Source organism: Chromobacterium vaccinii (genome assembly GCF_001855275.1).
Taxonomy (GTDB): Bacteria; Pseudomonadota; Gammaproteobacteria; order Burkholderiales; family Chromobacteriaceae; genus Chromobacterium; species Chromobacterium vaccinii.
The window spans coordinates 937750-964401 of record NZ_CP017707.1 but is presented as its reverse complement, the minus strand read 5'-3'; the positions used below and the strand labels follow the sequence as shown (position 1 = coordinate 964401).

General features: G+C 63.8%; 19 protein-coding genes. 14 read left to right on the top strand and 5 right to left on the bottom strand.

Going from position 1 to position 26652, the window contains the following annotated elements:
* Positions 1 to 104: 104 nt before the first annotated feature.
* The gene (locus tag BKX93_RS04235) at positions 105 to 809 is read left to right on the top strand and encodes a glutathione S-transferase N-terminal domain-containing protein (protein ID WP_046156980.1); all 705 of its coding nucleotides are present in this window, start codon (positions 105 to 107) and stop codon (positions 807 to 809) included.
* A gap of 22 nt (positions 810 to 831) precedes the next feature.
* Positions 832 to 1464: a hypothetical protein gene (locus BKX93_RS04230; protein WP_052729251.1), complete on the top strand. Its 633-nt coding sequence runs from the start codon at positions 832 to 834 to the stop codon at positions 1462 to 1464.
* 142 nt (positions 1465 to 1606) lie between these two features.
* On the opposite strand, the gene BKX93_RS04225 is transcribed toward BKX93_RS04230, so the two are convergent.
* Complete coding sequence (locus BKX93_RS04225; RefSeq protein ID WP_046156979.1) at positions 1607 to 2020, bottom strand: hypothetical protein; 414 nt, start codon at positions 2018 to 2020, stop codon at positions 1607 to 1609.
* 516 nt (positions 2021 to 2536) lie between these two features.
* Between BKX93_RS04225 and BKX93_RS04220 the strand changes: the two genes are divergently transcribed.
* Entirely contained in the window at positions 2537 to 3550 is a 1014-nt protein-coding gene (locus BKX93_RS04220) for a glycosyl hydrolase family 18 protein (RefSeq protein WP_244887236.1), read from the top strand.
* A gap of 68 nt (positions 3551 to 3618) precedes the next feature.
* Here the strand turns inward: BKX93_RS04220 and BKX93_RS04215 are convergent, their stop codons facing one another.
* Genes BKX93_RS04215 through BKX93_RS04200 form a run of 4 tightly spaced genes read right to left on the bottom strand, consistent with a single transcriptional unit; the run spans position 3619 to position 12484 of the window.
* Positions 3619 to 5010, bottom strand: coding sequence for an efflux transporter outer membrane subunit (locus BKX93_RS04215; RefSeq protein ID WP_070978857.1), 1392 nt, complete (start codon positions 5008 to 5010; stop codon positions 3619 to 3621).
* 5 nt (positions 5011 to 5015) lie between these two features.
* Complete coding sequence (locus tag BKX93_RS04210; protein ID WP_046156977.1) at positions 5016 to 8120, bottom strand: multidrug efflux RND transporter permease subunit; 3105 nt, start codon at positions 8118 to 8120, stop codon at positions 5016 to 5018.
* Positions 8117 to 11218 carry an MdtB/MuxB family multidrug efflux RND transporter permease subunit gene (locus BKX93_RS04205; RefSeq protein WP_070978855.1) on the bottom strand — a complete coding sequence of 1034 codons (3102 nt, stop codon included), beginning with the start codon at positions 11216 to 11218 and terminating at the stop codon, positions 8117 to 8119. Before BKX93_RS04205 ends, BKX93_RS04210 begins: the two co-directional genes overlap by 4 nt.
* 15 nt (positions 11219 to 11233) lie before the next feature.
* Positions 11234 to 12484, bottom strand: coding sequence for an MdtA/MuxA family multidrug efflux RND transporter periplasmic adaptor subunit (locus BKX93_RS04200; protein WP_070978853.1), 1251 nt, complete (start codon positions 12482 to 12484; stop codon positions 11234 to 11236).
* Between the two features lie 472 nt (positions 12485 to 12956).
* On the opposite strand from BKX93_RS04200, the gene BKX93_RS04195 reads away from it, so the two are divergent.
* The 11 genes from BKX93_RS04195 (at position 12957) to BKX93_RS04145 (ending at position 26496) form a co-directional block, all read left to right on the top strand.
* Positions 12957 to 14816, top strand: coding sequence for a potassium transporter Kup (locus BKX93_RS04195; protein ID WP_244887235.1), 1860 nt, complete (start codon positions 12957 to 12959; stop codon positions 14814 to 14816).
* Between the two features lie 248 nt (positions 14817 to 15064).
* Positions 15065 to 16591 carry an amino acid permease gene (locus tag BKX93_RS04190; protein WP_046156973.1) on the top strand — a complete coding sequence of 509 codons (1527 nt, stop codon included), beginning with the start codon at positions 15065 to 15067 and terminating at the stop codon, positions 16589 to 16591.
* A gap of 104 nt (positions 16592 to 16695) precedes the next feature.
* Positions 16696 to 17397: a MarC family protein gene (locus BKX93_RS04185; protein ID WP_021476030.1), complete on the top strand. Its 702-nt coding sequence runs from the start codon at positions 16696 to 16698 to the stop codon at positions 17395 to 17397.
* Positions 17398 to 17510: 113 nt separating this feature from the next.
* Positions 17511 to 18644 (top strand): L-threonine dehydrogenase, encoded by a 1134-nt coding sequence (yiaY, locus tag BKX93_RS04180; protein ID WP_046156972.1) that lies wholly within the window; start codon positions 17511 to 17513, stop codon positions 18642 to 18644.
* A gap of 166 nt (positions 18645 to 18810) precedes the next feature.
* Positions 18811 to 19194 (top strand): DUF488 domain-containing protein, encoded by a 384-nt coding sequence (locus BKX93_RS04175; RefSeq protein WP_046156971.1) that lies wholly within the window; start codon positions 18811 to 18813, stop codon positions 19192 to 19194.
* A 70-nt stretch (positions 19195 to 19264) separates the two neighbouring features.
* Positions 19265 to 19708, top strand: a complete 444-nt coding sequence (locus BKX93_RS04170; protein ID WP_021476033.1) for a MarR family transcriptional regulator — start codon at positions 19265 to 19267, stop codon at positions 19706 to 19708.
* A 121-nt stretch (positions 19709 to 19829) separates the two neighbouring features.
* Positions 19830 to 21014, top strand: a complete 1185-nt coding sequence (locus tag BKX93_RS04165) for an O-succinylhomoserine sulfhydrylase (RefSeq protein ID WP_046156970.1) — start codon at positions 19830 to 19832, stop codon at positions 21012 to 21014.
* Between the two features lie 196 nt (positions 21015 to 21210).
* Complete coding sequence (locus BKX93_RS04160) at positions 21211 to 21852, top strand: TetR/AcrR family transcriptional regulator (RefSeq protein WP_046157005.1); 642 nt, start codon at positions 21211 to 21213, stop codon at positions 21850 to 21852.
* 74 nt (positions 21853 to 21926) lie between these two features.
* Positions 21927 to 24380 carry an acyl-CoA dehydrogenase gene (locus BKX93_RS04155; RefSeq protein WP_046156969.1) on the top strand — a complete coding sequence of 818 codons (2454 nt, stop codon included), beginning with the start codon at positions 21927 to 21929 and terminating at the stop codon, positions 24378 to 24380.
* 112 nt (positions 24381 to 24492) lie between these two features.
* Positions 24493 to 24870 (top strand): acyl-CoA thioesterase, encoded by a 378-nt coding sequence (locus tag BKX93_RS04150; RefSeq protein ID WP_021476037.1) that lies wholly within the window; start codon positions 24493 to 24495, stop codon positions 24868 to 24870.
* 177 nt (positions 24871 to 25047) lie between these two features.
* Positions 25048 to 26496: an OmpP1/FadL family transporter gene (locus BKX93_RS04145; protein ID WP_070978849.1), complete on the top strand. Its 1449-nt coding sequence runs from the start codon at positions 25048 to 25050 to the stop codon at positions 26494 to 26496.
* Positions 26497 to 26652 lie beyond the last annotated feature (156 nt).

The following is a 26652-nucleotide window of genomic DNA, read 5'->3' as shown; positions in this document are numbered from 1 at the left end:
TGATCGAGGGCGGGATCGTAGCATGGGCGGTTTATCGCGGCGGGAGACGCCGCAATGCCGGGCGGGTATAGTGGGCGTTTCGCCGTTTTACCAAGGATAACGCCATGGCAGACCTGTCCGCTTTCCCGATCACCGGCAAATGGCCGGCCAAGCATCCCGATCGCCTGCAGCTGTATTCGCTGCCGACGCCCAACGGCGTCAAGGTTTCCATCATGCTGGAGGAAACCGGCCTGCCGTACGAGGCGCATCTGGTCAGCTTCGAGCGCAACGATCAGCTGTCGCCGGAATTCCTGTCGTTGAACCCGAACAACAAGATCCCGGCGATCCTGGACCCGGATGGCCCGGAAGGCAAGCCGCTGGCCCTGTTCGAATCGGGCGCCATTTTGATCTATCTCGCCGACAAGACTGGGTCGCTGCTGCCCAAGCATCCGGCCGCGCGCTACGAAGCCATCCAGTGGCTGATGTTCCAGATGGGCGGCGTGGGGCCGATGTTCGGCCAGCTCGGCTTCTTCCATAAGTTCGCCGGCAAGGACTACGAGGACAAGCGCCCGCGCGACCGCTACGTCGCCGAGTCCCGCCGCCTGTTGCAAGTACTGGAGGGCAGGATGGCCGGCCGCGCCTGGATCATGGGCGACGAATACACCATCGCCGACATCGCCATCTGGCCGTGGGTGCGCAATCTGGTGGGTTTCTACGGCGCAGGCGAGCTGGTGGGCTTCGACGATTTTCCCAACGTCCAGCGCGTGGCGCAGGCATTCGCCGAGCGGCCGGCGGTGGCGCGCGGCCTGGCTATTCCGGCGCGGGATTGAGGCGGAAGGGAAAGGAGCGGCGATGAAATTCCGATACCTCGCGGCGCTGGCCGCATTCTGCTGCGCCGCCGTGCAGGCTGCTGAGCCATCCAAAGCCCAGATCGTCCGTTGGCTGGGCGATGTCGGCAAGGTGGCGTTGGGAGAGGTCCATCCGCTGGCGCTGAAGGGCGGCGAGAAGGCCTATCTTGCGTCGGCGGAGTTTCCCGATCAGGGGCGCAACTTCATGCAAGGCTATGTGTTGGCCCGTCCGGCGCTGGGCAAGGCCATCGTGCTCGATGGTTTTAGCGGGCTATCCGCCGATGTGACGATGCTGTCCCATGATGGCAGCAAAGGCTATATGGTGATTCTGGGCAGTTCGAGCTCCGGCCAGGGCAATTTCGACGCCACGTATAGCGTGGTGCTGTTCGATGGCTGGAAGCCGCGGACGCTGTTCAAGGCGGAGGAGGGGAATAATTTCGGCGATTGCGGCGACGAGGGCAAGCCTTGCCAGGGCAGCCAGGTGTTTCTGAATCCGCTGGCGGGGCCGGGCGGCCAGCCTCAGCTAGCGGTGACTACCGTTCGTTACTCCGGGCCGGACGAAAAACGGACCAAGGCCAGCGCCAGTTCGAAGGTCGTCACGCTTTCCTACCCTGACAGCCGCCAACCCAACCCCTGATGCTGCGTTGCGTAGACTTGCCGTACTGCGTGTACTGTGTGCGTCGACGCGCCTTGCCTCAGATGTTTCACCAGGTTTTGTTAGCGGCGCTGAGTGACGCCGGAAGGACCGGCGTCCAAGGCAAGGCCCGCTTCCGGCGGCGTCAGCGCAGCGCGCCGCGCTTCACGTGCGGCTCGCGCATGCTGCCGCTGTCGATCTTCCAGCCGCCGCCCTGCTTGACCACCACGTAGCGGGCCTTTTCCTCGCCGCCCTTGGGGTGGGGCTTGGCCTGTTCGTCGGATGGGCGGGTCGGATCCAGCTGGTAGCGGACCAAGAATTCGCAGCGGCGCGGGCCGCATTGCTGTGGTTGCACGCCGTAGCCGGTGATCAGCGTCACCATGTCCCAGCCCGGCTCGTCCTGGTAGTTGGCGAAGTAGCGAGTGGCCGGGTACTCCTGCAGCCGCATGCCGGCGGCATCCTTGGCCAGATAGTTTTCCAGCATGGTCTGCGGCGAACCGGCCGCAGAGGCGAATGGCGCGGCCAGCGCCAGGCAAAGCAGGGCAAGGTTTTTGTTCATCGTTCTTTCCTTATTTTTATGAGGCGAGGGCTCAGGCAATGGTTGGCCTGCCGGCGTCGCAGCGGTTGATGCTAACAGTCGAGGCCCGACCAAAACGATCGAACATCAGCCAGTGGTCGCCGTGCATTTTCGTCTGGATGTGGGCTCCTGGCCAGGGGGATGCGATATCCGGGCGGAGACGGCACCATGCAACGGCCATTCTTTTGTCGCATCGACTCTATCGGCCCGATCCGCCTGCGCCGCATCTCGCGAGTGCCCCTAACCGTCTTGCGATTGACCTAATCGGTGGACAACCGCAGGAACAAGTGTGTTCGCGACAGGTTTTCCTAAGGCTGATGATTTGCGCCAGAAACGAAAACGAGGTATCGTCCCCATTTTGATAAGTACTTAGTTTATTGTTTCTGTCTTGGCGGAAAAATTTAAAATTACAGCGCTAGGATACGGGTTTTCATATCAAATCAGCCTATCGCTGCACAGGCCGTGCATGCAGCAGGCAAAACACTACAAGGTGCGTGCATGAAACGAAAGATTGCTGTCTTGCTGGCCGGCCTGGCTTTTTCTTCCGCAACCGCAATGGCGGCCCCGATGGTGCTGACGTACTACTCGGACTATCAGGGCAACTATGAGGCATTGACCAAGCACTACTCCAATTTCAACGCGGTTTCCGTCGATTTCTACAATATCACCCGCGATGGCGCGATCACCGGCAATGGCGCGGCGGCGCCGGCCAACGCGCTGTCCTTCCTGCGGACGAGGAAGATCGCCGCTTATGGCTGCATTTCCAATATCGATAGCGACTGGAGCGCGGATATCGCCCATGCGGTGTCGACTGTCGCGCTGAACCAGTCGGTGGCCAATCTGGTGAAGTTCGCCCAGGCCAATGGCTTTGTCGGCATCAATATTGATTTCGAGGCGGTGGCGCAGGGCGACCGCAACAACTTCAGCAACTTCATCCAGGTTTTGGGCCGGGCATTGCACGCCAAGGGGCTGAAGCTGATCGTCAGCGTGCCGGCTTTCTCCACCAAGGATGAAAACCACGAGGCCAATTATGGCTACGATCTGCGCGCGCTGGGCGCGGCGGCCGATTATCTGCAAATCATGACCTATGACGAAACGATCCCCACCTGGGGCCCTGGGCCGGTGGCGGGTTCGGACTGGATGGAGAACGATCTAGATTACGCGGTATCGCTTGTGCCGGCGAGCAAGATATTGAACGGCATTCCAGCCTATGGCTATGACTGGAAGTCCGACAACAGCGGCAAGCAACTGTTCTGGAGCAAGACACAGGCCTTGATCAGCCAGTATGGCGTCAAGCCGCGCTACGATGTCGGCACTCACTCCGTCAATTTCACCTATGCGGCGAAGGACGGCAGCGGCGTGCATACCGTCTGGACGGAAAACGCCCGCAGCGTGGCGCTGAAGGCCAGCCTGGTGAACGCCTACGGCCTGGGCGGCACCTCGGCTTACGCGCTGGGGATGGAGGATGCCGCTTTCTGGGCCGCGTTGAAGCAGGGCTTATCGCAGCCGTAGTCTGAGGGATGGAGCGGCAAAGAAAAACCGGGCCTCGAGCCCGGTTTTTGCCATAGCGGGGCGCGGCGTCACCAGCGTCCGCCCAGCGCGGCGATCAGCGCCACGCTGCCGGTGTACTGGCGGTTGACCACGGTCCAGAGGTTGTTCTCCGCCGCGATGCGGGCGTTTTGCGCCGACAGCACGTTCAGGTAGGCGACGGTGCCGGCCTGGTACTGGTTCATCGCGATGGTTTCCGCCCGCTTGGCCGCGGCCAGCGACGCGGTCTGCATGCCCGACTCCTCCTTCAGCAGGCTCTGCGCCGACAGATTGTCCTCCACGCCTTGCAGCGCGGCGAGCACTGTCTGGCGGTAGCTGGCCACGCTGGCGTCGTAGCTGGCGATCGCCTGGTCGGTCTGCGCGCTGCGCAGGCCGGCGTCGAACAGCGTCAGCGCCAGCGACGGGCCGATGGACCAGATGCGGTTCGGCAGCGTCACCCAGTCGGCGAGGGTGGAGCCGCGGTAGCCGCCGCTGGCGCCCAGCGTCAGCGTTGGGAAGAAGGCGGCCTTGGCGATGCCGATCTGGGCGTTGGCGGCGGCCATATTGCGCTCGGCTGCGGCCACGTCGGGCCGGCGCTCCAGCAGCGCCGACGGCAGGCCGGCCGGAATCTGCGGCAGGTGGGGCGTTTCCGTGGCTGGGGGCAGCCCGAAGCTGGCCGGCGCCTGGCCCAATTGGGCGGCGATCGCGTGCTCTAGCTGGGCGCGGGTCAGCCGCTTGTCCACCACCGCGGCCTGCGCGTTGTGCCATTGGCTTTCGGCCGAGGCCACCGCGTCGTCGCCGACGATGCCGGCGGCGAACTGGTTGCGCGTCAGCTTCAGCGCTTCGGCCAGCGCCTTCTCGCTGTCGCGCAGATTGGCCAACTGCCGGTCGGCCACCACCAGCTGCAGGTAGGCGGTGGCCAGCTGGGCCTGGCTGCTCAGGCGGATGGCGGCCAGTTGGGCCTCGGACGCCTGCTGCTTGGCCTTGCCGGCCTCCACCTCGCGGCGCACGCCGCCCCACAGATCCACTTCCCAGCTGGCGGACAAGCCCAGATTGTAGGCATTGGATGTGCCGGCGCCTGGAGAGGAAACGCCGCGGCTCTGCGAAGCGTTGGCCGACAGCGACGGGAACAGCCCGGCCTGGGCCTGGCGCAGCTGAGCCTGGGCCTCGCGGTACTGCGCCTCGGCCTGGGCGATGGTGGGGCTTTGTTTATTCAGCGTGTCCATCAGGCCGTTCAGCGTCGGGTCCTGGAATGTTGTCCACCAGTCGCCGCGCGGCATCGCGTCCTGCGGTTCGGCGGTTTTCCAGCGGCCGTCTTCCTTGAAGCTGGCCGGGATGTCCAGCTTGGGCTTGACGTAGTCGGGGCCGACGGCGCAGCCGGCCAGCGCGGCGGCGATGACGATGGCGCTCAGGCCGTGTTTCAGCGGCGTTGTTGTTCTATTCATGGCAATCATTCCTCTTTGCCGCCGGCCAGCGCGTGGCCGCGGCTGCCGCGCCATTTCAGGCACCACAGGCGGAAGCGGTCGAGATACAGGTAGACAATGGGGGTGGTGTACAGCGTCAGCAGCTGGCTGAGCAGCAGGCCGCCGACGATGGAGATGCCCAGCGGAGTGCGCATCTCGGCGCCGTCGCCGTGGCCCAGCGCCAGCGGCAGCGCGCCGAAAAGCGCCGCCATCGTGGTCATCATGATGGGGCGGAAGCGCAGCAGGCAGGCCTGCAGGATGGCTTCTTGCGGCGGCAGTTTCTGCTCGCGCTCGGCGGTGAGCGCGAAGTCTATCATCATGATCGCGTTCTTCTTGACGATGCCGATCAGCAGCAGAACGCCTATCAGCGAGATGATGTTGAACTCGCCGCCGGTTGCCATCAGCGCCAAGAGCGCGCCGACGCCGGCGGAGGGCAGGGTGGAGATGATGGTGATCGGGTGCACCACGCTCTCGTACAGCATGCCCAGCACGATGTAGACCGCCACCAGCGCCGCCAGGATCAAATAAGGCTGGCTGTCCAGCGAGGCCTGGAACGACTTGGCCGTGCCCTGGAAGCTGGCGTGGATGCTGCTGGGCAGGCCGATGTCGGCGATGGCCGCGTCTATGGCCAGGGTGGCGTCGGACAGCGAGTAGCCCGGCGGCAGGTTGAAGGAGATGGTGGTGGCCGCGAACTGGCTCTGGTGGTTGACCGACAGCGAGGTGTTGGTCGGCTTCCAGCTGGCGAAGGCCGACAGCGGCGTAGGCGACCCGCCCGGCGTCTGCAGGTAAATGTCGCGCAGGCTTTCCGGGCTCTGCCAGTACTGCGGCGCCACCTCCAGCACCACGTGGTACTGGTTGAGCGCGTTGTAGATGGTGGAGACCTGGCGCTGGCCGAAGGCGTCGTTCAATACCGAATCCACCTGCGCCTGGGTCAGGCCCAGCCGCGCCATCGCCGCGCGGTCGAAGTTGAGCGTGGTTTGCAGGCCTTTCACTTCCTGGTCGTTGTTGAGGTCGGCCAGGAAGGGGATCTTGCTCATCGCCTGCTGCACCTTGGGCGTCCATTCGCGCAGCTCGTTCAGATCGTCGCCTTGCAGCGTGTACTGGTATTGCGCGTTGCTGGAGCGGCCGCCGATGCGGATATCCTGCACCGACTGCAGGAACAGTTGGGCGCCGGGTTCCGCGGCCAGCTTCTTGCGCAGCCGCGCGATCACCTGGTCGGCGTTTTCCTTGCGCTCGGACAGCGGTTTCAGACTGACGAACATATTGGCGCCGTTGCGCTGGCCGCCGCCGGTGAAACCCACCACCTTGTCCACAGCCGGATCGGCGCCGACCACGTTGATGAAGCGCTGGAGTTTCACCTGCATCGCCTGGAAGGAAATGCTCTGGTCGGCGCGTATCATGCCGGTCAGGCGGCCGGTGTCCTGCTGCGGGAAGAAGCCCTTGGCGATCACCACGTACAGGAACACATTGAGCGCGATGGTGGCGCCCAGGATGGCCATCATCAGCCGGCTGTGGCGCAGCGCCCAGGACAGCGAGCGGCGGTAGCCGTCCAGCATCGCGTCGAACATGCGCTCGCTCCATCGGAACAGCTTGCCCGGCTCCTTGTGCGCGTCATGCGCTTTGAGCCAGCGCGCGCACAGCATCGGCGTGGTGGTCAGCGACACCACCAGCGACACCATGATCGCCACCGACAGCGTGACGGCGAACTCGCGGAACAGGCGGCCGATGATGCCGCCCATCAGCAGGATGGGGATGAATACCGCGATCAGCGAAATGCTCATCGACAGCACGGTGAAGCCCACCTCGCGCGCGCCTTGCAGCGCCGCCTGGAACGGTTTCATGCCGTCCTCGATGTGGCGCGAGATGTTTTCCAGCACCACGATGGTGTCGTCGACGACGAAGCCGGTGGCGATGGTCAGCGCCATCAGACTGAGGTTGTTCAAGGAAAAGCCGGCCATATACATCACGGCGAAAGTGCCCACCAGCGACACCGGCACGGTGATGGCCGGAATCGCGGTGGCGCGGCCGTTGCGCAGGAACATGAACACCACCAGGATCACCAGCGCGATGGAGATCGCCAGCGAACGCTCCACTTCCGACAGCGAGGCGCGGATGGTGGGGGTGCGGTCCATCACCTGGTTGATCTTGATCGCAGACGGGATGGAGGCTTGCAACTGCGGCAGCATCGCCTTCACCCGGTCCACCGTTTCGATGATGTTGGCGCCCGGCTGGCGGAACAGGATCAGCATCACCGCCGGCTGTTTGCCCAGCATGCCGGCGTTGCGCAGGTCCACCACCGAATCCTTGACCTCGGCCACGTCGGAGATGCGCACCGCGCTGCCGTTCTTGTAGCTGACGATCAGCGGCAGGTAGTCGCTGGCCTTGCCGGCCTGGTCGTTGGCCTGCACTTGCCAGTGCTTGTCTTCGTTCTCCAGAAAGCCCTTGGGCCGGTTGGCGTTGGTGCTGGTGATGGCGGAACGCACCGTTTCCATGCCGATGCCGTAGTGGTTCAGCTGCATCGGGTTCATTTCCACCCGCACCGCCGGCTGGGCGCCGCCGCCGATGATCACGTTGCCGATGCCGTCCACCTGAGACAGCTTCTGGCCCAGGATGGAGTCCGCCGCGTCGTACATCTGGCCGCGGGTCAGGCTGTCCGAGGTCAGCGCCATGATCATGATGGGCGCGTCTGCAGGGTTCACCTTGCGGTAGGTCGGGTTGGACGGCATGCCAGTCGGCAGCAGCGAGCGGGCGGCGTTGATCGCCGCCTGCACGTCGCGCGCGGCGCCGTTGATGTCGCGGTCCAGGTCGAACTGCAGCGTGATGTTGCTGGAGCCCAGCGAGCTGGTCGACGTCATCTCGGTGATGCCGGCGATCCGGCCCAGCGCGCGCTCCAGCGGCGTGGCCACGGTGGCGGCCATCGTCTCCGGGCTGGCGCCGGGCAGTTTGGCCGATACCGAAATGGTGGGGAAGTCCACCTGCGGCAGCGGCGACACCGGCAGCAGCTTGAAGGCGATGGCGCCGGCCAGCAGGATGGCCAGCGTCAACAGCGTGGTCGCCACCGGCCTGCGGATGAAGGGGGCGGACGGAATCATGCGTCCACCTCTTCCGCCAGCTCAGGCTTGTCCTTGCGGCGGAAGCGCCGCGCCAGCCGGTCGAAGGCCAGGTAGATCACCGGGGTGGTGAACAGCGTCAGCACCTGGCTGACCATCAGGCCGCCCACCATGGTGATGCCCAGCGGCTGGCGCAGCTCTGAGCCCATGCCGCCGCCCATCATCAGCGGCAGCGCGCCCAGCAGCGCCGCCATCGTGGTCATCAGGATGGGGCGGAAGCGCAGCAGGCAGGCCTGGTAGATCGCTTCGCGCGGGGCCATGCCCTGTTCGCGCTCGGCCTCCAGCGCGAAGTCGATCATCATGATCGCGTTCTTCTTCACGATGCCGATCAGCAGGATGATGCCGATGATGGCGATCACCGACAGGTCGGTGCCGGACACCATCAGCGCCAAGAGCGCGCCGATGCCGGCCGAGGGCAGGGTGGAGAGAATCGTGATCGGATGGATATAGCTCTCGTACAGCACGCCCAGCACGATGTACATGGTGACGATGGCGGCCAGGATCAGCCACAGGGTGTTGGACAGCGACGCCTGGAAGGCCATCGCCGCGCCCTGGAACTTGGTGTCCATGCTGGCGGGCAGGCCCAGCTCGGACTCGGCCTGGCGTATGGCGTCCACCGCCTCGCCCAGCGACGCGCCCTGCTTCAGGTTGAAGGAGATGGTGGCGGTGGGGAACTGGCCCAGATGGTTGATGGCCAGCGAGGCCGGACGCTCCTCGATGGTGGCCACCGCGTCCAGGGGCACCGGCCCGCCACTGGCGGTGGGCACGTAGATGCCCTTCAGCGACAGCGGATCGCGCTGGTGCTCCTTGTCCACCTCCAGCACCACGCGGTACTGGTTGGTCTGGGTGAAGATGGTGGAGATCAGCCGCTGGCCGAAGGCGTCGTACAAGGCGTTGTCGACCGCCGCGGTGGTGACGCCCAGGCGCGAGGCGACATCGCGGTTGATGTTGACGTAGGCTTGCAGGCCCTTGTCCTGCAGGTCGCTGGCCACGTCGGCCAGCGCCGGCTCCTGCTGCAGCCGGCGCACCAGCTTGGGCACCCAGGCGGACAGGTCGTCCTGGCTGGTGGCCTGCAAGGTGAACTGGTACTGGGTGCGGCTGACGCGGGCGTCGATGGTCAGATCCTGCACCGCCTGCAGGTACAGCGACATGCCCGGCACGTCGTCGGCGCGCTGCTGCAGCCGCGCGAGCACGGTGCGGATGTCGTCGCGCTCGCCCTTGGGTTTCAGGTTGATCAGCAGGCGGCCGCTGTTCAGCGTGGCGTTGGTGCCGTCCACGCCGATGAAGGACGACAGGCTGTCCACCGCCGGGTCTTTCAGCAGTTGCTCGGCCAGTTTTTCCTGGCGGTCGGCCATCGCAGTGAAGGAAATGGACTGCGAAGCTTCGCTGATGCCCTGGATGGCGCCGGTGTCCTGCAGCGGGAAGAAGCCTTTGGGCACCCAGATGTACAGCGCCGCGGTCAGCGCCACGGTGCCGACGGCAACCAGCAGCGTGGTTTTCTGGCGGTCCAGCACCCAGGTCAGCATCTTGCCGTAGCGGGCGATGACGTCGTCGAAGAACTTGCCGCTGGCGTGGTAGAAGCGGCCCTGTTTTTCTTCCGGCACGTGCTTGAGCAGCCGCGCGCACATCATCGGCGTCAGCGTCAGCGAGATGAAGGCGGAAATCAGGATGGACACCGCCAGCGTGACCGCGAACTCGCGGAACAGCCGGCCCACCACGTCGCCCATGAACAGCAGCGGAATCAGCACCGCGATCAGCGAGATGGTCAGCGAGATGATGGTGAAGCCGATCTGTTTGGAGCCCTTCAGCGCCGCCTCCAGCGGCTTCTCGCCTTCCTCGATATAGCGGGCGATGTTCTCGATCATCACGATGGCGTCGTCGACGACGAAGCCGGTGGCGATGGTCAGCGCCATCAGCGTCAGGTTGTTGATGGAGAAGCCGGTCAGGTACATCACGCCGAAGGTGCCCACCAGCGACAGCGGCACCGCCACCGCCGGAATGATGGTGGCCGGCACGTTGCGCAGGAAGACGAAGATCACCATCACCACCAGCGCGATGGCCAGCATCAGCTCGAACTCCACGTCCTCCACCGAGGCGCGGATGGTCACGGTGCGGTCGCTCAGCACGTGCACGTCCACCGAGCCGGGCAGGGTGCCCTGCAATTGCGGCAGCAGCGACTTGATGCGGTCGGTCACCTGGATCACGTTGGCGCCCGGCTGGCGCTGCACGTTGAGGATGATGGCCGGCGTGGCGCCGGACCAGGCGGCTAGCCGGGTGTTTTCGGCCGATTCCACCACCTTGGCCACGTCCCTGACGTAGACCGGCGCGCCGTTCTGGTAGGCGACGATGACGTTCCTGTACTCGTCTGCCGATTGCAGCTGGTCGTTGCCGTCCACGGTGGAGGCCTGGGTCGGACCGTCGAAGCTGCCCTTGGCCTGGTTGACGTTGGCGGCGGCGACGGCGGTGCGGATGTCTTCCAGCGTCAGCCCGCGCGCGGCCAGCGCCTTGGGGTTGCTCTGGATGCGCACGGCCGGCCGCTGGCCGCCGCTGATGCTGACCAGGCCCACGCCCGGCACCTGCGACAGCTTCTGCGCCAGGCGGGTGTCGACCATGTCCTCCAGCTTGGTCAGTGGCAGGGTAGGCGAGCTGATGGCGACAGTAAGGATGGGCGTGTCGGCCGGATTGACCTTGTTGTAGACCGGCGGGCTGGGCAGGTCGGACGGCAGCAGGTTGCCGGCGGCGTTGATCGCCGCCTGGACTTCCTGCTCGGCCACGTCCAGCGTCAGGTCCAGGCTGAACTGCAGCGTGATCACCGAGGCGCCGCCGGAGCTGGACGAGGACATCTGCGACAGGCCCGGCATCTGGCCAAACTGGCGTTCCAGCGGCGCGGTGACCGACGAGGTCATCACGTCGGGGCTCGCGCCGGGGTAGAGCGTCACCACCTGGATGGTCGGATAGTCGACTTCCGGCAGCGCCGATACCGGCAACATTCTCCAGGCGACCAGGCCGGTCAGCAGGATGGCCACCATCATCAGAGTGGTGGCCACCGGCCGCGTAATGAACGGACGGGAGGGGTTCATGCGCAGTCCTCCCGTTTAGTTGGCCGTCGAGGCGTGTTTCTTGCCCCAGGCGCCCGCGCCGTGCTTTTTCTGTCCCTTGGCCTCGCCGGAGGCGGCCGAGGCGGCTTCGCGCGCCTGTGCGGCGCGGTCTATCACCTTGACCTGGGCGCCGTTGCGCAGCTTGTCCACGCCGTCTATCACCACGCGCTGGCCGGGTTTCAGGCCGTTCTCGATGATGGTGTCGCTGCCGGACGCCGGACCGGTCCTGACCTTGGCGATGCTGACGGTGGAGTCGCCGCCGACGGTGTAGACGTAGCTGCCCACCTTGCCCAGCTGCACCGCGACGGTGGGGACCACCACCGCGTCCTTGCGCACGCCCAACTGCAGGTTGATGTTGACGAACTGGTTGGGGAACAGTTGCTGCTGTTCGTTGGCGAAAGAGGCCTTGATGTTGATGGTGCCGGTACTGGTGTTCAGCTGATTGTCCAGCGCCAGCAATTTGCCGTCGGCCAGCTTGTGGCGGTTGTCTCGGTCCCAGGCTTCGACCTTCAGCGCCTTGTCGGCGCGGGCGGCCTGCAGCACCGAAGCCAGGCTGGTTTCGGGAACGGCGAACACCGCGTTGATCGGTTGAGTCTGGGTGATGGTGACCAAGCCGTTGGCGTCGCTGGCGTGGACGATATTGCCCGGGTCTACCTGGCGCAGGCCGACGCGGCCGCTGATCGGCGCGACAACGCGGGTGTAGTCGACATTGATGCGCGCGGCGGCCACCGATCCCTGATCGACCTTGACCGTGCCTTCGTACTGTCGCACCAGCGCCTGCTGGGTGTCTACCTGCTGCTTGGAGATGGAGTTCTGGCCGGCCAGTTGCTTGTAGCGCGCCAGATCCAGGCGGGCGTTTTCCAGCAGCGCCTGGTCGCGCAGCAACTGGCCCTCGGCCTGGGTCAGCGCCGCCTGGTAGGGGCGGGCGTCCAGCTCGGCCAACAGCTGTCCCTGCTTGACCTGCTGGCCTTCGGTGAAGTGGATCTTGTCCAGCTGGCCGTCGACGCGGCTGCGCACGGTCACGGTATTGGTGGAAGAGACAGTGCCCAGCGCATTCAACTGCAGGGGCGCGTCCATCGTCCGCACGTCGGCCACGCCCACCGCCATCGGCGCGGCGCCCTTGTTGCGGGCGGCGGCTTCCTTGACGCTTTGATTGTGCTGGTGCCACCACCAGCCGCCGCCCAGTGCGGCGAGCAGGATGAGGATCAGGGGCAGGCGTTTGGATTGGGCTGGCGCGGCGGTGGACATGCGGAAAGCTCCGGGCGGACGTTGAGTGTTGTTGTAGGCAAAGCATGACATTTTTACATGCTTTGTGCTGCGCTTACGTGTGAAAACAGCGATTTAGTGCTGAATACGCATGTATAAGAGTGAGCGCATTGTATTAGCCTGGTTTGAGTGGGAAATGGCTTTGTGTTGTGAATTGTTAATGGAAAACGAGCATCCGCTTTTTAATATGAGGTTAGGGTAAAAGCTCGATAGGCTAAGGCTTTGGCTGCTATGACATTCTGAAGTTGCCGGCCATGGAATGGCGGGGGCGGTGTTTTTACCATTTGTTTACATGCGCCGGGCGGAATCTCTACCTGGCTTTTATTTTGGCGGCCCTAGCATGCTGAATGAAGTGTCAATTACCTGGATGATGGCGTTGCAAGGAGCAAACATGTTGGCTGCATTCAGAAGCATGGCCATTTCGGCGGCCGACCGAAAGCGCCGGAACCCGCCCATGGCCATGCTGGCGCTGGCGGCGCTGGGCGTGGTGTTCGGCGATTTGGGCACCAGCCCGTTGTACGCTTTGCAGGAGGCGTTCAATGGCGATCACGGTGTGCGGCCGACGCCCGATAATGTGATAGGGGTGGTGTCGCTATTTTTGTGGTCGCTGATCCTGATGGTCAGCATCAAGTACGTGTTGGTGCTGATGCGGGCCGACAACCGGGGCGAGGGCGGCATCCTGGCGCTGTTGGCCCAGATTACCGGCGGACGGACGGATGGCAAGGGGCGCGCCGCCTGGGGCTGGGTGTTGCTGGGCCTGGCCGGCGCGGCGATGCTGTACGGCGATGGGGTGATCACGCCGGCGGTGTCGGTGTTGAGCGCGATGGAAGGGCTGCAGGTGGCGACGCCGGCCCTGGCCGCCTATGTGGTGCCCGCCACCGTCGCCATCCTGGCTTTGCTGTTCATGGTGCAGCCTTTCGGATCCGGCCGGGTGGGGGTGGCCTTCGGCCCGATACTGGCGGCGTGGTTCGTGGCCATCGCCGCGCTGGGGCTGGCCCAGTTGTGGCAAAACCCGGTCATTCTGCAGGCGGCCAACCCTTGGCACGGCATCGCGTATTTCCAGCGCAACGGCTTTGCCGGCTTCGTTTCGCTGGGCGCGGTGGTGCTGTGCCTGACCGGCGCGGAAGCGCTGTACGCCGACATGGGCCATTTCGGCGCGCGGCCGATCCGGTTGGCCTGGTATGGCCTGGCGCTGCCGTCGCTGATCCTGAGCTATCTGGGGCAGGGCGCGCTGCTGCTCGCGCACCCGCAGCTGTCCGGCAGGCCTTTCTATTCCATGGTGCCCGAGTGGGGGCTGTACCCGATGGTGGCGCTGTCCACCCTGGCCACCATCGTCGCCTCGCAGGCGCTGATCACCGCGGTGTTCTCGCTGACCCACCAGTCGGTGCAGCTGGGCTTTTTCCCCAGGGTGAAGGTGCTGCACACCTCGGGCAGCCAAAAGGGCCAGATTTACCTGCCCTTGCTGAATTGGATTTTGATGTTGGCCACGATCGCGGTGGTGTTGGGATTCCGCGAATCGGGCAAGCTGGCCGCGGCCTTCGGCCTGGCCGTCTCCACCACCATGGCCATCACCACCGTGCTGTTCGCGGTGCTGGCGCGCCGGCGCTGGCATTGGCCGTGGTGGGCGGTGGCGCTGGTGGCGGGAGGATTGTTCGCGATCGACCTGGCTTTCTGGCTGGCTAATGTGCTCAAGTTTTTGGATGGCGGCTGGCTGCCGCTGCTGCTGGGCCTGGCGGTCTTCGCGATGATGGGGTGCTGGTTCGGCGGACGGAGGCTGCAGCGGCATGAAAGCCGCGGCCGCCAGTTGCCGGTGGAGGCCCTGCTCTCCAGCCTGGAGGCGAATCCGTTGATGCGGATTCCGGGCGTAGGGGTATTTCTGTCCGAAAGCGCGGATGGCGCGCCGCCGGTGCTGCTGCACCATCTGAAACACAATCAGGCGCTGCATGAAACCGCGGTCCTGCTGACTTTGCAGATGCTGGACGTGCCGCGGGCGGCCGGCGAGCGCGTGTCGGCGCAGTGGCTGGGGCAGGGCGTGGCCAGGGTGGCGGCGAGCTACGGCTATATGGAGGAGCCGGACGTGCCGGAAGCGATGGCGCGCGCGGCGGAGCTGCTGCGCCTGCCGCCGCTGGAACCGTTGCGCACCAGCTACTATCTGGGCAGGCAGACGCTGGTGGCCGCGCCGGGCAGCGGCGGCTTCAAGCGATGGCTGGTCGGCGTCTTCGCCTTCCTCAGGCAGAATGAACGCAGCGCCACGCTGTACTTCGGCCTGCCGCCCAACCGGGTGGTGGAGCTGGGCGCGCGCATCGAATTGTAGCGTGTCGGCCTCATGAAATTTCCGACCCGGCAGGGCGCGCCGCGACGCCGGCTTCGCCTTGCCTGCTCTGGGTTCTGCGTTCATTTCCGAACATGACATCTTCGTTTTTTGCGTAAATCGCCTAATCCGGGCTAGGCAATGCCGGCGATCGATGTCATTCTTTGCCGCTTTGATTGTCATCCGCCCGGCGCAGAGCCTGGGCGACGCCGGTTCCGGTCCGCGCGGCAGAACAACAGAGTGAGTTGGATATGAGCAAGAAACAAGACGCGCCCGAGCTGCGGCGCACGCTGCAGGCGCGCCACCTGTCGATGATCGCCATCGGCGGCTCCATCGGCACCGGCCTGTTCCTGGCGTCCGGCGCCACCATCTCGAGCGCGGGCGCCGGCGGCGCGCTGCTGGCTTACGCGCTGGTGGGCCTGATGGTTTACTTCCTGATGACCAGTCTGGGCGAAATGGCCGCCTTCATGCCGGTGTCCGGCTCCTTCCAGGCTTACGGCTCGCGCTTCGTCGACCCGGCCTTCGGCTTCGCCCAGGGCTGGAACTACTGGTACAACTGGGCGATCACCGTCGCGGTGGAGCTGGCCGCGGCCGCCATCATCATGAACTACTGGTATCCCGGCATACCGGGCGTGGTGTGGAGCGGCGGCTTCCTGGCCATCATCTTCGCGCTCAACTACTTCTCGGTGAAGGGCTTCGGCGAGGCCGAGTTCTGGTGCTCGATGCTGAAGGTGGCCACCATCATCGCCTTCATCGTCATCGGCTTCCTGATGATTCTGGGCATCATGACCGAGCCGAACCCGAACCGCATCGCGCCGGGCCTGAATGTGATGATGCAGGGCGACGGCGCCTTCGTCGGCGGCCTGGCCGCCTTCGTCGGTGTCGCCATGGTGGTCGGCTTTTCCTTCCAGGGCACCGAACTGATCGGCGTCGCCGCCGGCGAATCGGCCAATCCGGGCCGCACCATTCCGCGCGCCGTGCGCCAGATTTTCTGGCGCATCCTGATGTTCTACATGCTGTCCATCCTGATCATCGGCCTGATCCTGCCGCACAACGATCCGTCGCTGCTGAAGAACGACATGAAGGACGTCGGCGCCAGCCCGTTCACGCTGGTGTTCAACCGCGCGGGCCTGGCCTTCGCCGCCAGCCTGATGAACGCAGTGATCCTGTCCGCCATCCTGTCGGCCGGCAATTCCGGCATGTACGCGTCAACCCGCATGCTGTACGCGATGGCCAAGAACGGCATGGCGCCCAAGGTCTTCGGCAAGCTGACCGACAACGGCGTGCCGCGCAACGCGCTGTACGCCACCACGCTGGTGGCCTGCCTGTGCTTCCTGACCTCGCTGTTCCAGAGCAACGCGGTCTATATGTGGCTGCTGAACTCGTCCGGCATGACCGGCTTCATCGCCTGGCTGGGCGTGGCCATCAGCCACTACCGCTTCCGCCGCGCCTATGTGAGGCAGGGTTACAGCCTGGATGATCTGCCGTACAAGGCCAAGTGGTTCCCGCTGGGCCCGGTGTTCGCCTTCGTCTTGTGCCTGTTGATCATGCTGGGCCAGAACTACACCGCCTTCACTGCGGCCAAGGTGGACTGGAACGGCGTCATCGCCACTTATCTTGGCATCCCGCTGTTTGTGGCGCTGTGGTGGGGATACCGCGTCAAGCACAACACCCGCATGGTGCCGTTGGATAAGGTGGAGCTGGCCGAAGCGCATCGCAACGCCTTGATGCTGCGGGAAGAAACCCGCGGCGGCAAACCGGTTTCCGCGCAGGCGTGATCGGCCTGGAAAAATGCTTGAAAAAGCCCGCTGGCAAGCGGGCTTTTTTTATGGTTTCATCCGCTATCCTGACAACATTTTAAACCTTCCAGGCGGGGTGCCGTATGCAGTTGCTGTCCACCTTCATTACCAAGTTTCTATTCGTGATGGCGGCGCTGCTGCCGATCATGAACCCGCCCGGCCTGGTGCCCATCTTCATCTCGATGACGGCGCGCAATACGCCGCAGCAGCGGCGCTACCTGGCGCGGCGAATCGCCGTTTATTGCGCGCTGCTGTTGATCGGCAGCATGTTTGTCGGCGGCTACGTGCTGTCCTTCTTCGGCGTGTCGCTGCCGGTGGTGCAGATGTCAGGCGGCTTGCTGATCACCTTCGCCGCGTGGCGCATGCTGAACGACACGCCGGCCGAATCAAGCCAGCCGTCCACCGAGCAGGCCAGGGTGGACAGCCAGGCCGAGCTCAAGCAACGCGCCTTCTATCCGCTGACCTTTCCGCTGACCGTGGGGCCGGGCTCGGTGTCGGTGGCCATCACCATCGGCGCCACGCTGACCGGCAGCGGCAAGGGCCTGGTGCGTTTCGTGATCAGTCCGGTCGCCGGTCTCACGGCGGTGCTGGTGTGCAGCACGCTGGTCTATCTGTGCTACGCCAATGCCGACAAGCTGTTGCGCTACTTGGGCCAGACCGGCTCGGTGGTGTTCCTGCGCTTGTCCGCCTTCATCCTGCTGTGCCTGGGCGTGCAGATCATGTGGGACGGCTTCGGCGAGCTGGCCAGCCAGTGGCTGCGAGACAACGCCGCGATGCTGCATTGATCGGCATTCCATCCGCGTGCCGCCGGGCCGGCATTTATTGACTTGAGGCAAGGTTGACGAAGGGAGAAGGCGGCAGACTGTGTTCAATGGCAATCCACTGACTGGAGACGGACATGAGCACAAGCGCTTTCTTCATCCCCTCGCTGAACCTGATGGGCGCGGGCTGTCTGCGACAAGCCGTCGACGCCATGCGCGGCCACGGCTTCCGCCGCGCGCTGATCGTCACCGACCAGGGCCTGGTCAAAGCAGGTTTGGCGGGTAAAGTCGCCGAAATGCTGGGCGCGGTCGATATCGAGCCGGTGATCTTCGACGGCGTCCATCCCAACCCCAGCTGCGCCAACGTAAACGCCGGCCTCGCGCTGCTGCGGGAAAAACAGTGCGACGTGGTGGTGTCGCTGGGCGGCGGCTCGCCGCACGATTGCGCCAAGGGCATCGCGCTGGTGGCGGTGAACGGCGGCAAGATCCAGGATTACGAAGGCGTGGACAAGTCGGCCAAGCCGCAACTGCCGCTGGTGGCGATCAACACCACCGCCGGCACGGCGTCCGAAATGACCCGCTTCTGCATCATCACCGACGAGTCGCGCCACATCAAAATGGCCATCGTCGACAAGCACACCACCCCCATTCTGTCGGTCAACGATCCGGAAACCATGGCGGGCATGCCTGCCGCGTTGACGGCGGCCACCGGCATGGACGCGCTGACCCATGCGGTGGAGGCCTATGTGTCCACCATCGCCACTCCCATCACCGACGCCTGCGCCTTGAAGGCGGTGGAGCTGATCGCCGGCTTTCTGCGCCGCGCAGTGAAGGACGGCCAAGACATGGAAGCGCGCGAGCAGATGGCTTACGCGCAATTCCTGGCCGGCATGGCTTTCAACAACGCTTCCTTGGGCTATGTGCACGCGATGGCGCATCAGCTGGGCGGCTTCTACGATCTGCCGCATGGCGTGTGCAACGCGGTGCTGCTGCCGCATGTCCAGGTTTTCAATGCCGCCGTCGCCGGCGAGCGGCTGGGCGATGTGGCCATCGCGCTGGGAGAGAAAGCGCGCAGCGCCGAGGCCGCCATCGCCGCGATCAAGCGCTTGGCCGCCGATGTCGGCATCCCGGCGGGCTTGGCCGCGCTGGGCGTGAAGGAGGCGGATATCCCGACGCTGGCTGAGAATGCTCTGAAGGATGCCTGCGGGTTGACCAATCCGCGAAAGGGCAGCCATCAGGATGTCTGCTCGATTTTCCGCGCGGCGATGTAGCCGATGACAGGGCGGAGCGGCCGATGCGTGAGATCGGCCGCTCCGCAGAGAAAAATTTTTTGCCGATATATATCGTATTGCGATAGTTTAATTAAAAGCTAAAGTAGGCGGCTAGGGCCGGAGGAACTGGTTTGCGCATGCGAAAGCAAGACAGGAGGTAACGATCATGGGAATCGAAATACGTTTGGAAAGAGTGGAGGGGTGCCGGAATCCGCCGGCTGGCGCGTTTCTGGTGGACAGCAAGTGGCCGCGAGGGTTGCCGCGTTCCGCGCTGGCAGCCGGGCACTGGCTGCCCAGGGTGATGCCGACCGACGAATTGGTGGCCTGGATGCGTTTCCAGCCGCTGCGTTGGGCGACCTTCTGCGACATCTACTGGGCGGACATGGGCAACAATCCCGCGCGCTGGCTGCCCTTGTTGAAAGCGATGGAGCAGGGCGAGCTGGCGTTGCTGCATAGCGGCGAGCCGGACGAGCATAGCCCGGTGATGGCGCTGAAGGCCTTTTTGCAGCAGCGCTACCGCGAGCGCCAGGGTGAAATGGCGGAGGCGTGAGCAGGATCGCATCGGCGGCAGGGGATGCGCTAGACTGCCGCGCATGATCCACTGTCATTGAAGTCATGGCATGAGCTTGAGCAAGGAAGATTTCGAACGTCTGGCGGATTTTCGTTACCGGCTGCGCCGTTTTCTGCGGTTCAGCGAGGATCTGGCCCAGGATAGCGGCATCACGCCGCTGCAGTATCTGCTGCTGCTGCAACTGAAGGGCTACCCGGGCCGCAGCTGGGCCACGGTGGCTGAGCTGGCGGAGCGGCTGCAGTCCCATCATCACAGCGTGGTGGGGCTGGTCAGCCGCTGCGAGGGACAGCAACTGGTGCGGCGCCAGCCTGGGCGAGAGGACAGGCGCTGCGTGGAGGTGCACCTGCAGCCCAAGGGCGAAGAGCTGGTGGCCAGGCTGGCCGGCGCGCATCGGGACGAGCTGATCGCCTTGCAGGAGGATGGCGGCTACCTGTCGCTGGACTTGTTGCTGCAGACCAAGCGCCAATTGCAACTGCCGGAGGAGCTGGGCTAGGCAAATAGCGCGGAGCCGTGTTGCATATGGCTTGATGGCATTTAGTAAACTCGCCGTTTTCAGGCAAGATGTCGGGATGCGGTCCGCCGACGGGCGGACAAGAAAGAAAGAGAGAATCATCATGGCATCCGACGCGCCGCAACTTCCGCTGCATCCCGAAACCCTGGCCATCCGCGCGGGCCGGGAGATCAGCCAGTTCAACGAGCACAGCCAGGGCTTGTACCTCACTTCCAGCTTCACTTACGATTCGGCCGCCCAGGCCGCCGCGATGTTTCTCGGCGAGATCGACGGCTACACCTACACCCGGTTCACCAATCCCACCGTGGCGGCGTTCCAGCAGCGGCTGGCGGAGATGGAAGAGGGGGAGCGCGCCATCGCCACCGCCACCGGCATGGCCGCGATCCAGGCCATCATGATGACTTTGCTGCAGGCCGGCGACCACATCGTGTCGTCGCAAAGCCTGTTCGGCTCCACCACCAATCTGTTCGCCAATCAGCTGTCCAAGTTCGGCGTGGCCACCACTTTCGTCGACGCGCGCGACCTGTCGCTATGGCGCGAGGCGCTGCGGCCCAATACCAAGCTGCTGTTCCTGGAAACGCCGTCCAATCCCTTGACCGAGGTGGCCGACATCGCTGCCATCGCCGATATCGCCCACGCGCATGGCGCGTTGTTGGTGGTGGACAACAGCTTCTGTTCCCCGGCACTGCAACAGCCGCTGAAACTGGGCGCCGATCTAGTCATGCACTCCGCCACCAAGTTCCTGGACGGCCATGGCCGGGTGATGGGCGGCGCGGTGGTGGGCAGCGACAAGCTGATCGAGCAGATCTATCTGCACGTGCGCGCGGCGGGCCCGTCGCTGGCGCCGTTCAATGCCTGGACGCTGTTGTCCGGCATGGAGACGCTGCACCTGCGGATGGAGAAGCACAGCGCCAACGCGCTGGAGCTGGCGCGTTGGCTGGAGGCTCAGCCCAATGTGGAGCGTGTCTATTATCCGGGCCTGGAGAGCCATCCGCAGCATGAGATCGCGCGACGCCAACAGAAGAGCGGCGGCGCGGTGGTGTCTTTCGTGGTCAAGGGCGGCAGAGAGGCCGCGTGGCGGGTGGTGGACGGCGTTCAGGTGATTTCCCGCACCGCCAATCTGGGCGATGTGAAAACCACCATCACCCACCCCTCCAGCACCACGCACGCCCGCGTGACGCCGGAGGCGCGGGAGCGCGCCGGCATCGTCGAGGGGCTGTTGCGCGTCAGCGTCGGCCTGGAAAATGTGCGTGACCTTCAACAAGATCTGTTGCGAGGCCTTGACTAAGCGCTTTTAACGCGTGTTTCATTCAAACGGCAGTCTAAAATTAGATTGCCGTTTTTGTTTGCCCTGAGGGATGGGTGGCGAGGCAAGTGGGACATGCCTTGACATCGATCAAGTTAAAACGTAAGTTTGAAACGCTTGTTCGAAAGCTGAGATGAGCAAGACCAAATCACAAAACACAATAAAGGCTCTGGAGATCATGGAGGGCAACCGTCCCGATACCGCAACCCGCATCCTGGACGTCGCGGAGCGTCTGTTCGTGGAGCACGGCTTCGAGGCGACTTCTCTGCGAATGATCACCCAGCAGGCCGAGGTGAATCTGGCCGCGGTGAATTATCACTTCGGCTCCAAGGATGCGTTGTTCGAATCCGTGTTTCTGCGCAGGCTGGCGCCCTTGCTGGAAGGGTGCCTGGCGGAACTGGATACGCTGGAGGCGCGGGAAGGAGACTTGCCGCTGGAGCAGCTGGTGCTGTCTTTCATACGGCCCTGTCTGGCTCTGTCCAAGGATCCGTCGCGCGGCGGCGCCATGTTCGTGCGCTTGCTGTCGCGGACCCTGGTGGAGAACCACCGCCTCCTGCGCGAGACCATCTCGCAGCAGTACAGCGTGTTCGTGCAACGCTATACCAGCGCCTTCCAACGGGCGCTGCCGCACCTGGAGCCGGAGCAGCTCGCCTGGCGGATGCACCTCGCCTTCAGCGTCATGTTCAACGCCTTCGCCGGCAACGATGTGCTGAAAATCTTCACGCGCAGCCAGATCGTTACCGCCCGGGATCCGGACATGATCGTCAAGTATCTGGTGCCTTTTGTGATTGCCGGTCTGGTCGCGCCCATCGAAGGCTGATTCCGCATCGCCAGTCCATTACAAGATCACGGCGGCGCATGCGGAACTGAGGGGTCAACACGAGGGTAAACACAATGATTGCTGCCGTTCTTCTGGTCGTGCTGCTCGGCGCGCTGGCGTATTTCGCCGCGCCGGTGCTGGTCTGGACCGTTGGTGTCGCCGCCTGGCTCGCCGCGCTCCAGTTCGTATTCCACTGTCCGGTGCCTGTCGCCGCTTGGGCGGTGTTCGCCGTGGTCGCCGCGGCGCTCAACATCGTGCCGCTGCGCCGCGCCGTTTTCACCGGTCCGGTGTTCGGCGTGTTCAAGAAAATCACGCCGGCGATGTCGCAGACCGAGCAGGAGGCCATCAACGCCGGCACCGTCTGGTGGGATCGCGACCTGTTCTCCGGCAAGCCGGATTACAACCGCCTGCTGTCCTTCCCGGATCCGAAGCTGACGCCGGAAGAGCAGGCCTTCATCGACGGCCCGACCGAACAGCTGTGCGGCATGATCGACGACTGGAAGATCACTCACGAGCTGAAGGATCTGCCGCCGGAGGTCTGGCAGTTCATCAAAGATCATGGCTTCCTGGGCATGATCGTCAAAAAGAAATACGGCGGGCTGGAATTCTCCAACTACGCCCACGCTAAAGTCGTGACCAAGATCGCCACCCGCGGCGGCACCGCCGCGGTGACGGTGATGGTGCCCAACTCGCTCGGACCGGGCGAATTGCTGCAGCACTACGGCACCGAGGCGCAGAAAGACTACTACCTGCCGCGTCTGGCCAAGGGCGTGGAAGTGCCATGCTTCGCGCTGACCAGCCCGTACGCCGGCTCCGACGCCGGTGCCATTCCGGATTACGGCGTGGTTTGCCGCGGCTCTTACACTCACCCGCGCACCGGCGAGCGTTTCGAGAACGTGCTGGGCGTGCGCGTCAGCTGGGAAAAGCGCTGGATCACGCTGGCGCCGGTCGCCACCATCCTGGGCCTGGCGTTCAAGATGTACGACCCCGAGCGTCTGCTGGGCGACAAGGAAGACATCGGCATCACCTGCGCGCTGGTGCCGACCGAGCACGAGGGCGTTGAAATCGGCCGTCGCCATTTTCCGGGCGGCTCGGCCTTCATGAACGGCCCGACCTGGGGCAAGGACGTATTCATTCCGCTGGACTGGATCATCGGCGGACGCGAATACGCCGGCCAGGGCTGGCGCATGCTGGTCGAGTGCCTGTCGGTCGGTCGCTGCATCTCGCTGCCGGCGATGTCCGTCGCCTGCGGCAAGCTGACCACCTACACCACCGGCGCCTTCGCCCGCATCCGCGATCAGTTCGGCCTGCCCATCGGCAAGTTCGAGGGCGTGGACGAGGCGATGGCCCGCATCGGCGGCTTCACCTACCAGATGGAAGCGTCGCAGGACCTGGCGCTGACCGCGCTCGACAACGGCGAAAAGCCGTCGGTGCTGTCCGCCATCCTGAAGTACCACAACACCGAGCGCATGCGCAAAACGCTGAATGACGCGATGGACGTGCACGGCGGCAAGACCGTAGTGCTGGGGCCGCGCAACTACCTGGCGCGCGGCTATCAGGCGGTGCCGATCGGCATCACCGTGGAAGGCGCCAACATCCTGACCCGTTCGATGATCATCTACGGCCAGGGCGCGATCCGTTGCCATCCGTTCGTGCTGCGCGAGATGAAGTCGGCGATGGCCAACGACGGCGCAGAGTTCGACAAGGCCATCACCGGCCACATCAATTTCGTGATCAGCAACTTCGTCCGTTCGCTGTGGCTGGGCCTGACCTGCGCCCGCTTCGCGAAGAGCCCGAAGGGCGGCGCCACCGCGGCGTACTACAAGCGCGTCACCCGTCTTTCCAGCGCCTTCGCGCTGCTGTCCGACATGGCGATGTTCAGCCTGGGCGGCTCGCTGAAGTTCCGCGAGAAGCTGTCCGCGCGCCTGGGCGACATGCTGTCCGGCCTCTATATCGCTACGGCCAGTCTGAAGCGTTTCGAGCGTGAAGGCGCGCCGAAGGAAGACATCGCGGTGATGAGCTGGGCGGTGGAAAACGCGCTGTACGATGTTCAGGTGGCGATGGACGGCTTCTTGGCCAACCTGCCTAGCCGCGGTCTGGCCTGGGTGTTGCGTCGCGTGATCTTCCCGTGGGGCCTGACCCTGAAGCCGGCCTCCGACCGCATCGGCACCAAGGTGGCCCGCGCGATGATGGAGCCGGGCGCCACCCGCGACCGCCTGACCCACGGCATGTATGTGCCGAAGTCCGAGACCGATCCGGTGGGCGTGCTGGAGCACGCGCTGCACGCTATCCTGGCTACCGAGCCGGTGGAGCAGAAGCTGCGCAAGCTGGCGCGTGACGGCAAGTTCAAGACCATCACCGCGCGCGAGCGCTTGGCTGAGGCGCTGCAGACCGGCCTGATCAATCAGGAAGAGTTCGACGCGGTCACTCGCGCCCGCAAGCTGAAGCGCGACGTGATCATGGTGGATGACTTCGACAAGAAGCTGGATCAGCATGACGAGCAATTGCTGCAGCGCCTGATTTTCTAAATCCGGCAACGTGGTACCATGCGCCGGATGCCGCATGCATCCGGCGTTGAGCAAAGCGGCCGCGTCTGTTGCGGCCGTTTTTCTCAGCGCTTCGCTTTCAAGGGGGTAGGGGATGGAACAGCAGGAACACCGGACGCCGGTATTGCGGGTGCGCGCCTTGCCCACCAGCACCAATGCCTATGGCCGGGTCCAGGCGGGCTGGCTGATGAGCCAGATCGACATGGCGGGCAGTCTGGACGCCGAGCGCTTGTCCCGCGGTCCGGTGACCACGGTGGCCGTGAATGCCTTCCAGTTCGCTGCGCCCATCCTGTTGGGCGACGTGGTGGATCTGTATGTGGAGCGCCTGCGCATCGGCCAGAAATCCATCACGCTGAAGATCTCCGTCGAGGCCGAGCGCATGGACGGCTCGCACATCCGCATCACCGAGGTGATCGCCACTTTCGTCGCGGTCGACCCTGATGGAAAGTCCAGATTGCTGGGCGATTCCTAGCCTAAATGTGGTGGCGGAAACAAATTGTTGTGGAAATGTTGCATTAAACGAACGTTTGGAACAAAAGCTCTGATATCTGGTTGGATTGCTCTAATTCTCTGGTAGCATCGATGATGCTGCGGTCAATGACCGAGTCATCGTTAATGAAAATATCCAAGCTACAATAGAGAGGGAAGCATGAAGCTCAAGCATCTCAGCCTGTCCGTGATGATCATGGGCACCGCGCTCGGTCTGGCATCGACTCAGGCTGCGGCCTCGGGTTATCAGTTCGGCTCGCAGAGCGTCTCCGGCCAGGGCACCGCCCACGCCAACGGAGCAGAGGCCAACGATCCTTCCACCATCTTCACCAACCCGGCCGGCCTGTCCCGGCTGGACGGCACCCAGCTCGTCATCGGCGGCACCCTGGTGGTTCCGCACTCCGAATATACCGATAATGGCTCTACCACCACTGGAGCTCTTGGTATTCCCGCGCACGCAACCGGCGGCGGCAACGGCGGCACGTTCGCGCCCAAGGCCGTGGCCGCACCAACCTTCTATCTGTCGCACAAGATCAACGACAAGATCACCGCCGGCATCGGCATGTATGTGCCTTACGGCGCCAAGCTGGATTATGGCTTCGACTGGGCCGGCCGCTACGCGCTGAAGAGCATCAACCTGCAGTCGCTGAACATCAATCCGTCCATCTCTTTCAAGTTGGATGAGCGCCATTCCTTCGGTTTCGGCGTGTCCGCCCAGTATATGGATGCGACGCTGGAGCAGATGGCGGATGCGACAACAGGTATTAATGCCTATCTAAAACAAAATTACGGCTTGACCAATGCCCAGCTTGCTGCTGTCGGTGTGAAGGGCGATGGTTTGGCGCATGTGGAAGGCAATGACTGGGGCTTCGGTTGGAATATTGGATATATGTTCCAGCTGGATGAAAACACACGCTTTGGCTTGGCTTATCGCTCTAGTGTGAAGCAGTCCTTGAGTGGTTCGTCTACATGGACGTTTGGAAATGTGACCAACAATGCTTTTGGTCCAATTCAACAAAACTCCTTGGGTGCTGTTGCAAAAATCAAGCACCCGAATGCTTCTGCCTCGGTTGATGTTACAACTCCGGAAACCGCGTCCGCCAACTTTTTCCATCAGCTGAACCCGAAGGTGGCGTTGATGGGCGATGTGACCTGGGTGCGCAACTCGCGCATGCAGCAGATCGACATCAAACAATACAGCACGCCTGCCCAGGGCGATCTGGTGCTGCACCAGAACTGGAAGGATACCTGGCGCGTGTCGTTCGGCTCCAACTACCAGCTGAACGATTCCTGGATGCTGCGCGGCGGCGTGGCTTGGGAGCAGGCGCCGCTGCAGTCCGACGACCAGCGCCACCCGGCGATTCCGGATAGCGACCGCATCTGGCTGTCGTTCGGTGCCAACTACAAGATCAACAAGCAGAGTTCGGTCGATCTGGCTTACAGCTTCATCGATTTCAAGAACGCCAACGTCAACTATACTGACAGCTGCACCCCGGCTGGCGTGAGCCCGACTACCGGTGCGGCATGTACCGGCAACGGCGGCACGGTCAAGGGCAGCTACAAGACTTATCTGCAACTGATCGGCGTGCAATACAACTACCGTTTCTAAGCGGCGGCATGCCGTCGTGAAACCGGTTCGGGGCGGGCGCGCAGGCGTTCGCCCCGTTTGTTTTAGCGGACAGTTTGGCGGTGTTGCGCTCGCGCCAGCGCCGCATGCGATTTTTTTGCAAAACCTGCTTTGATTTTGCCCAAAATGGGTTAGACT

What these genes read in the sequence shown, in the direction of transcription:
- BKX93_RS04190 (WP_046156973.1), top strand. Translation starts at nt 15,065, where the DNA reads ATGAGCAAGAAACAAGACGCGCCCGAGCTGCGGCGCACGCTGCAGGCG.
- BKX93_RS04235 (WP_046156980.1), top strand. Translation starts at nt 105, where the DNA reads ATGGCAGACCTGTCCGCTTTCCCGATCACCGGCAAATGGCCGGCCAAG.
- BKX93_RS04145 (WP_070978849.1), top strand. Translation starts at nt 25,048, where the DNA reads ATGAAGCTCAAGCATCTCAGCCTGTCCGTGATGATCATGGGCACCGCG.
- BKX93_RS04215 (WP_070978857.1), bottom strand. Translation starts at nt 5,010, where the DNA reads ATGAATAGAACAACAACGCCGCTGAAACACGGCCTGAGCGCCATCGTC.
- BKX93_RS04205 (WP_070978855.1), bottom strand. Translation starts at nt 11,218, where the DNA reads ATGAACCCCTCCCGTCCGTTCATTACGCGGCCGGTGGCCACCACTCTG.
- BKX93_RS04210 (WP_046156977.1), bottom strand. Translation starts at nt 8,120, where the DNA reads ATGATTCCGTCCGCCCCCTTCATCCGCAGGCCGGTGGCGACCACGCTG.
- BKX93_RS04185 (WP_021476030.1), top strand. Translation starts at nt 16,696, where the DNA reads ATGCAGTTGCTGTCCACCTTCATTACCAAGTTTCTATTCGTGATGGCG.
- BKX93_RS04155 (WP_046156969.1), top strand. Translation starts at nt 21,927, where the DNA reads ATGATTGCTGCCGTTCTTCTGGTCGTGCTGCTCGGCGCGCTGGCGTAT.
- BKX93_RS04195 (WP_244887235.1), top strand. Translation starts at nt 12,957, where the DNA reads ATGGCCATGCTGGCGCTGGCGGCGCTGGGCGTGGTGTTCGGCGATTTG.
- BKX93_RS04220 (WP_244887236.1), top strand. Translation starts at nt 2,537, where the DNA reads ATGAAACGAAAGATTGCTGTCTTGCTGGCCGGCCTGGCTTTTTCTTCC.
- BKX93_RS04225 (WP_046156979.1), bottom strand. Translation starts at nt 2,020, where the DNA reads ATGAACAAAAACCTTGCCCTGCTTTGCCTGGCGCTGGCCGCGCCATTC.
- BKX93_RS04165 (WP_046156970.1), top strand. Translation starts at nt 19,830, where the DNA reads ATGGCATCCGACGCGCCGCAACTTCCGCTGCATCCCGAAACCCTGGCC.
- BKX93_RS04150 (WP_021476037.1), top strand. Translation starts at nt 24,493, where the DNA reads ATGGAACAGCAGGAACACCGGACGCCGGTATTGCGGGTGCGCGCCTTG.
- BKX93_RS04230 (WP_052729251.1), top strand. Translation starts at nt 832, where the DNA reads ATGAAATTCCGATACCTCGCGGCGCTGGCCGCATTCTGCTGCGCCGCC.
- BKX93_RS04175 (WP_046156971.1), top strand. Translation starts at nt 18,811, where the DNA reads ATGGGAATCGAAATACGTTTGGAAAGAGTGGAGGGGTGCCGGAATCCG.
- BKX93_RS04170 (WP_021476033.1), top strand. Translation starts at nt 19,265, where the DNA reads ATGAGCTTGAGCAAGGAAGATTTCGAACGTCTGGCGGATTTTCGTTAC.
- BKX93_RS04160 (WP_046157005.1), top strand. Translation starts at nt 21,211, where the DNA reads ATGGAGGGCAACCGTCCCGATACCGCAACCCGCATCCTGGACGTCGCG.
- yiaY (WP_046156972.1), top strand. Translation starts at nt 17,511, where the DNA reads ATGAGCACAAGCGCTTTCTTCATCCCCTCGCTGAACCTGATGGGCGCG.
- BKX93_RS04200 (WP_070978853.1), bottom strand. Translation starts at nt 12,484, where the DNA reads ATGTCCACCGCCGCGCCAGCCCAATCCAAACGCCTGCCCCTGATCCTC.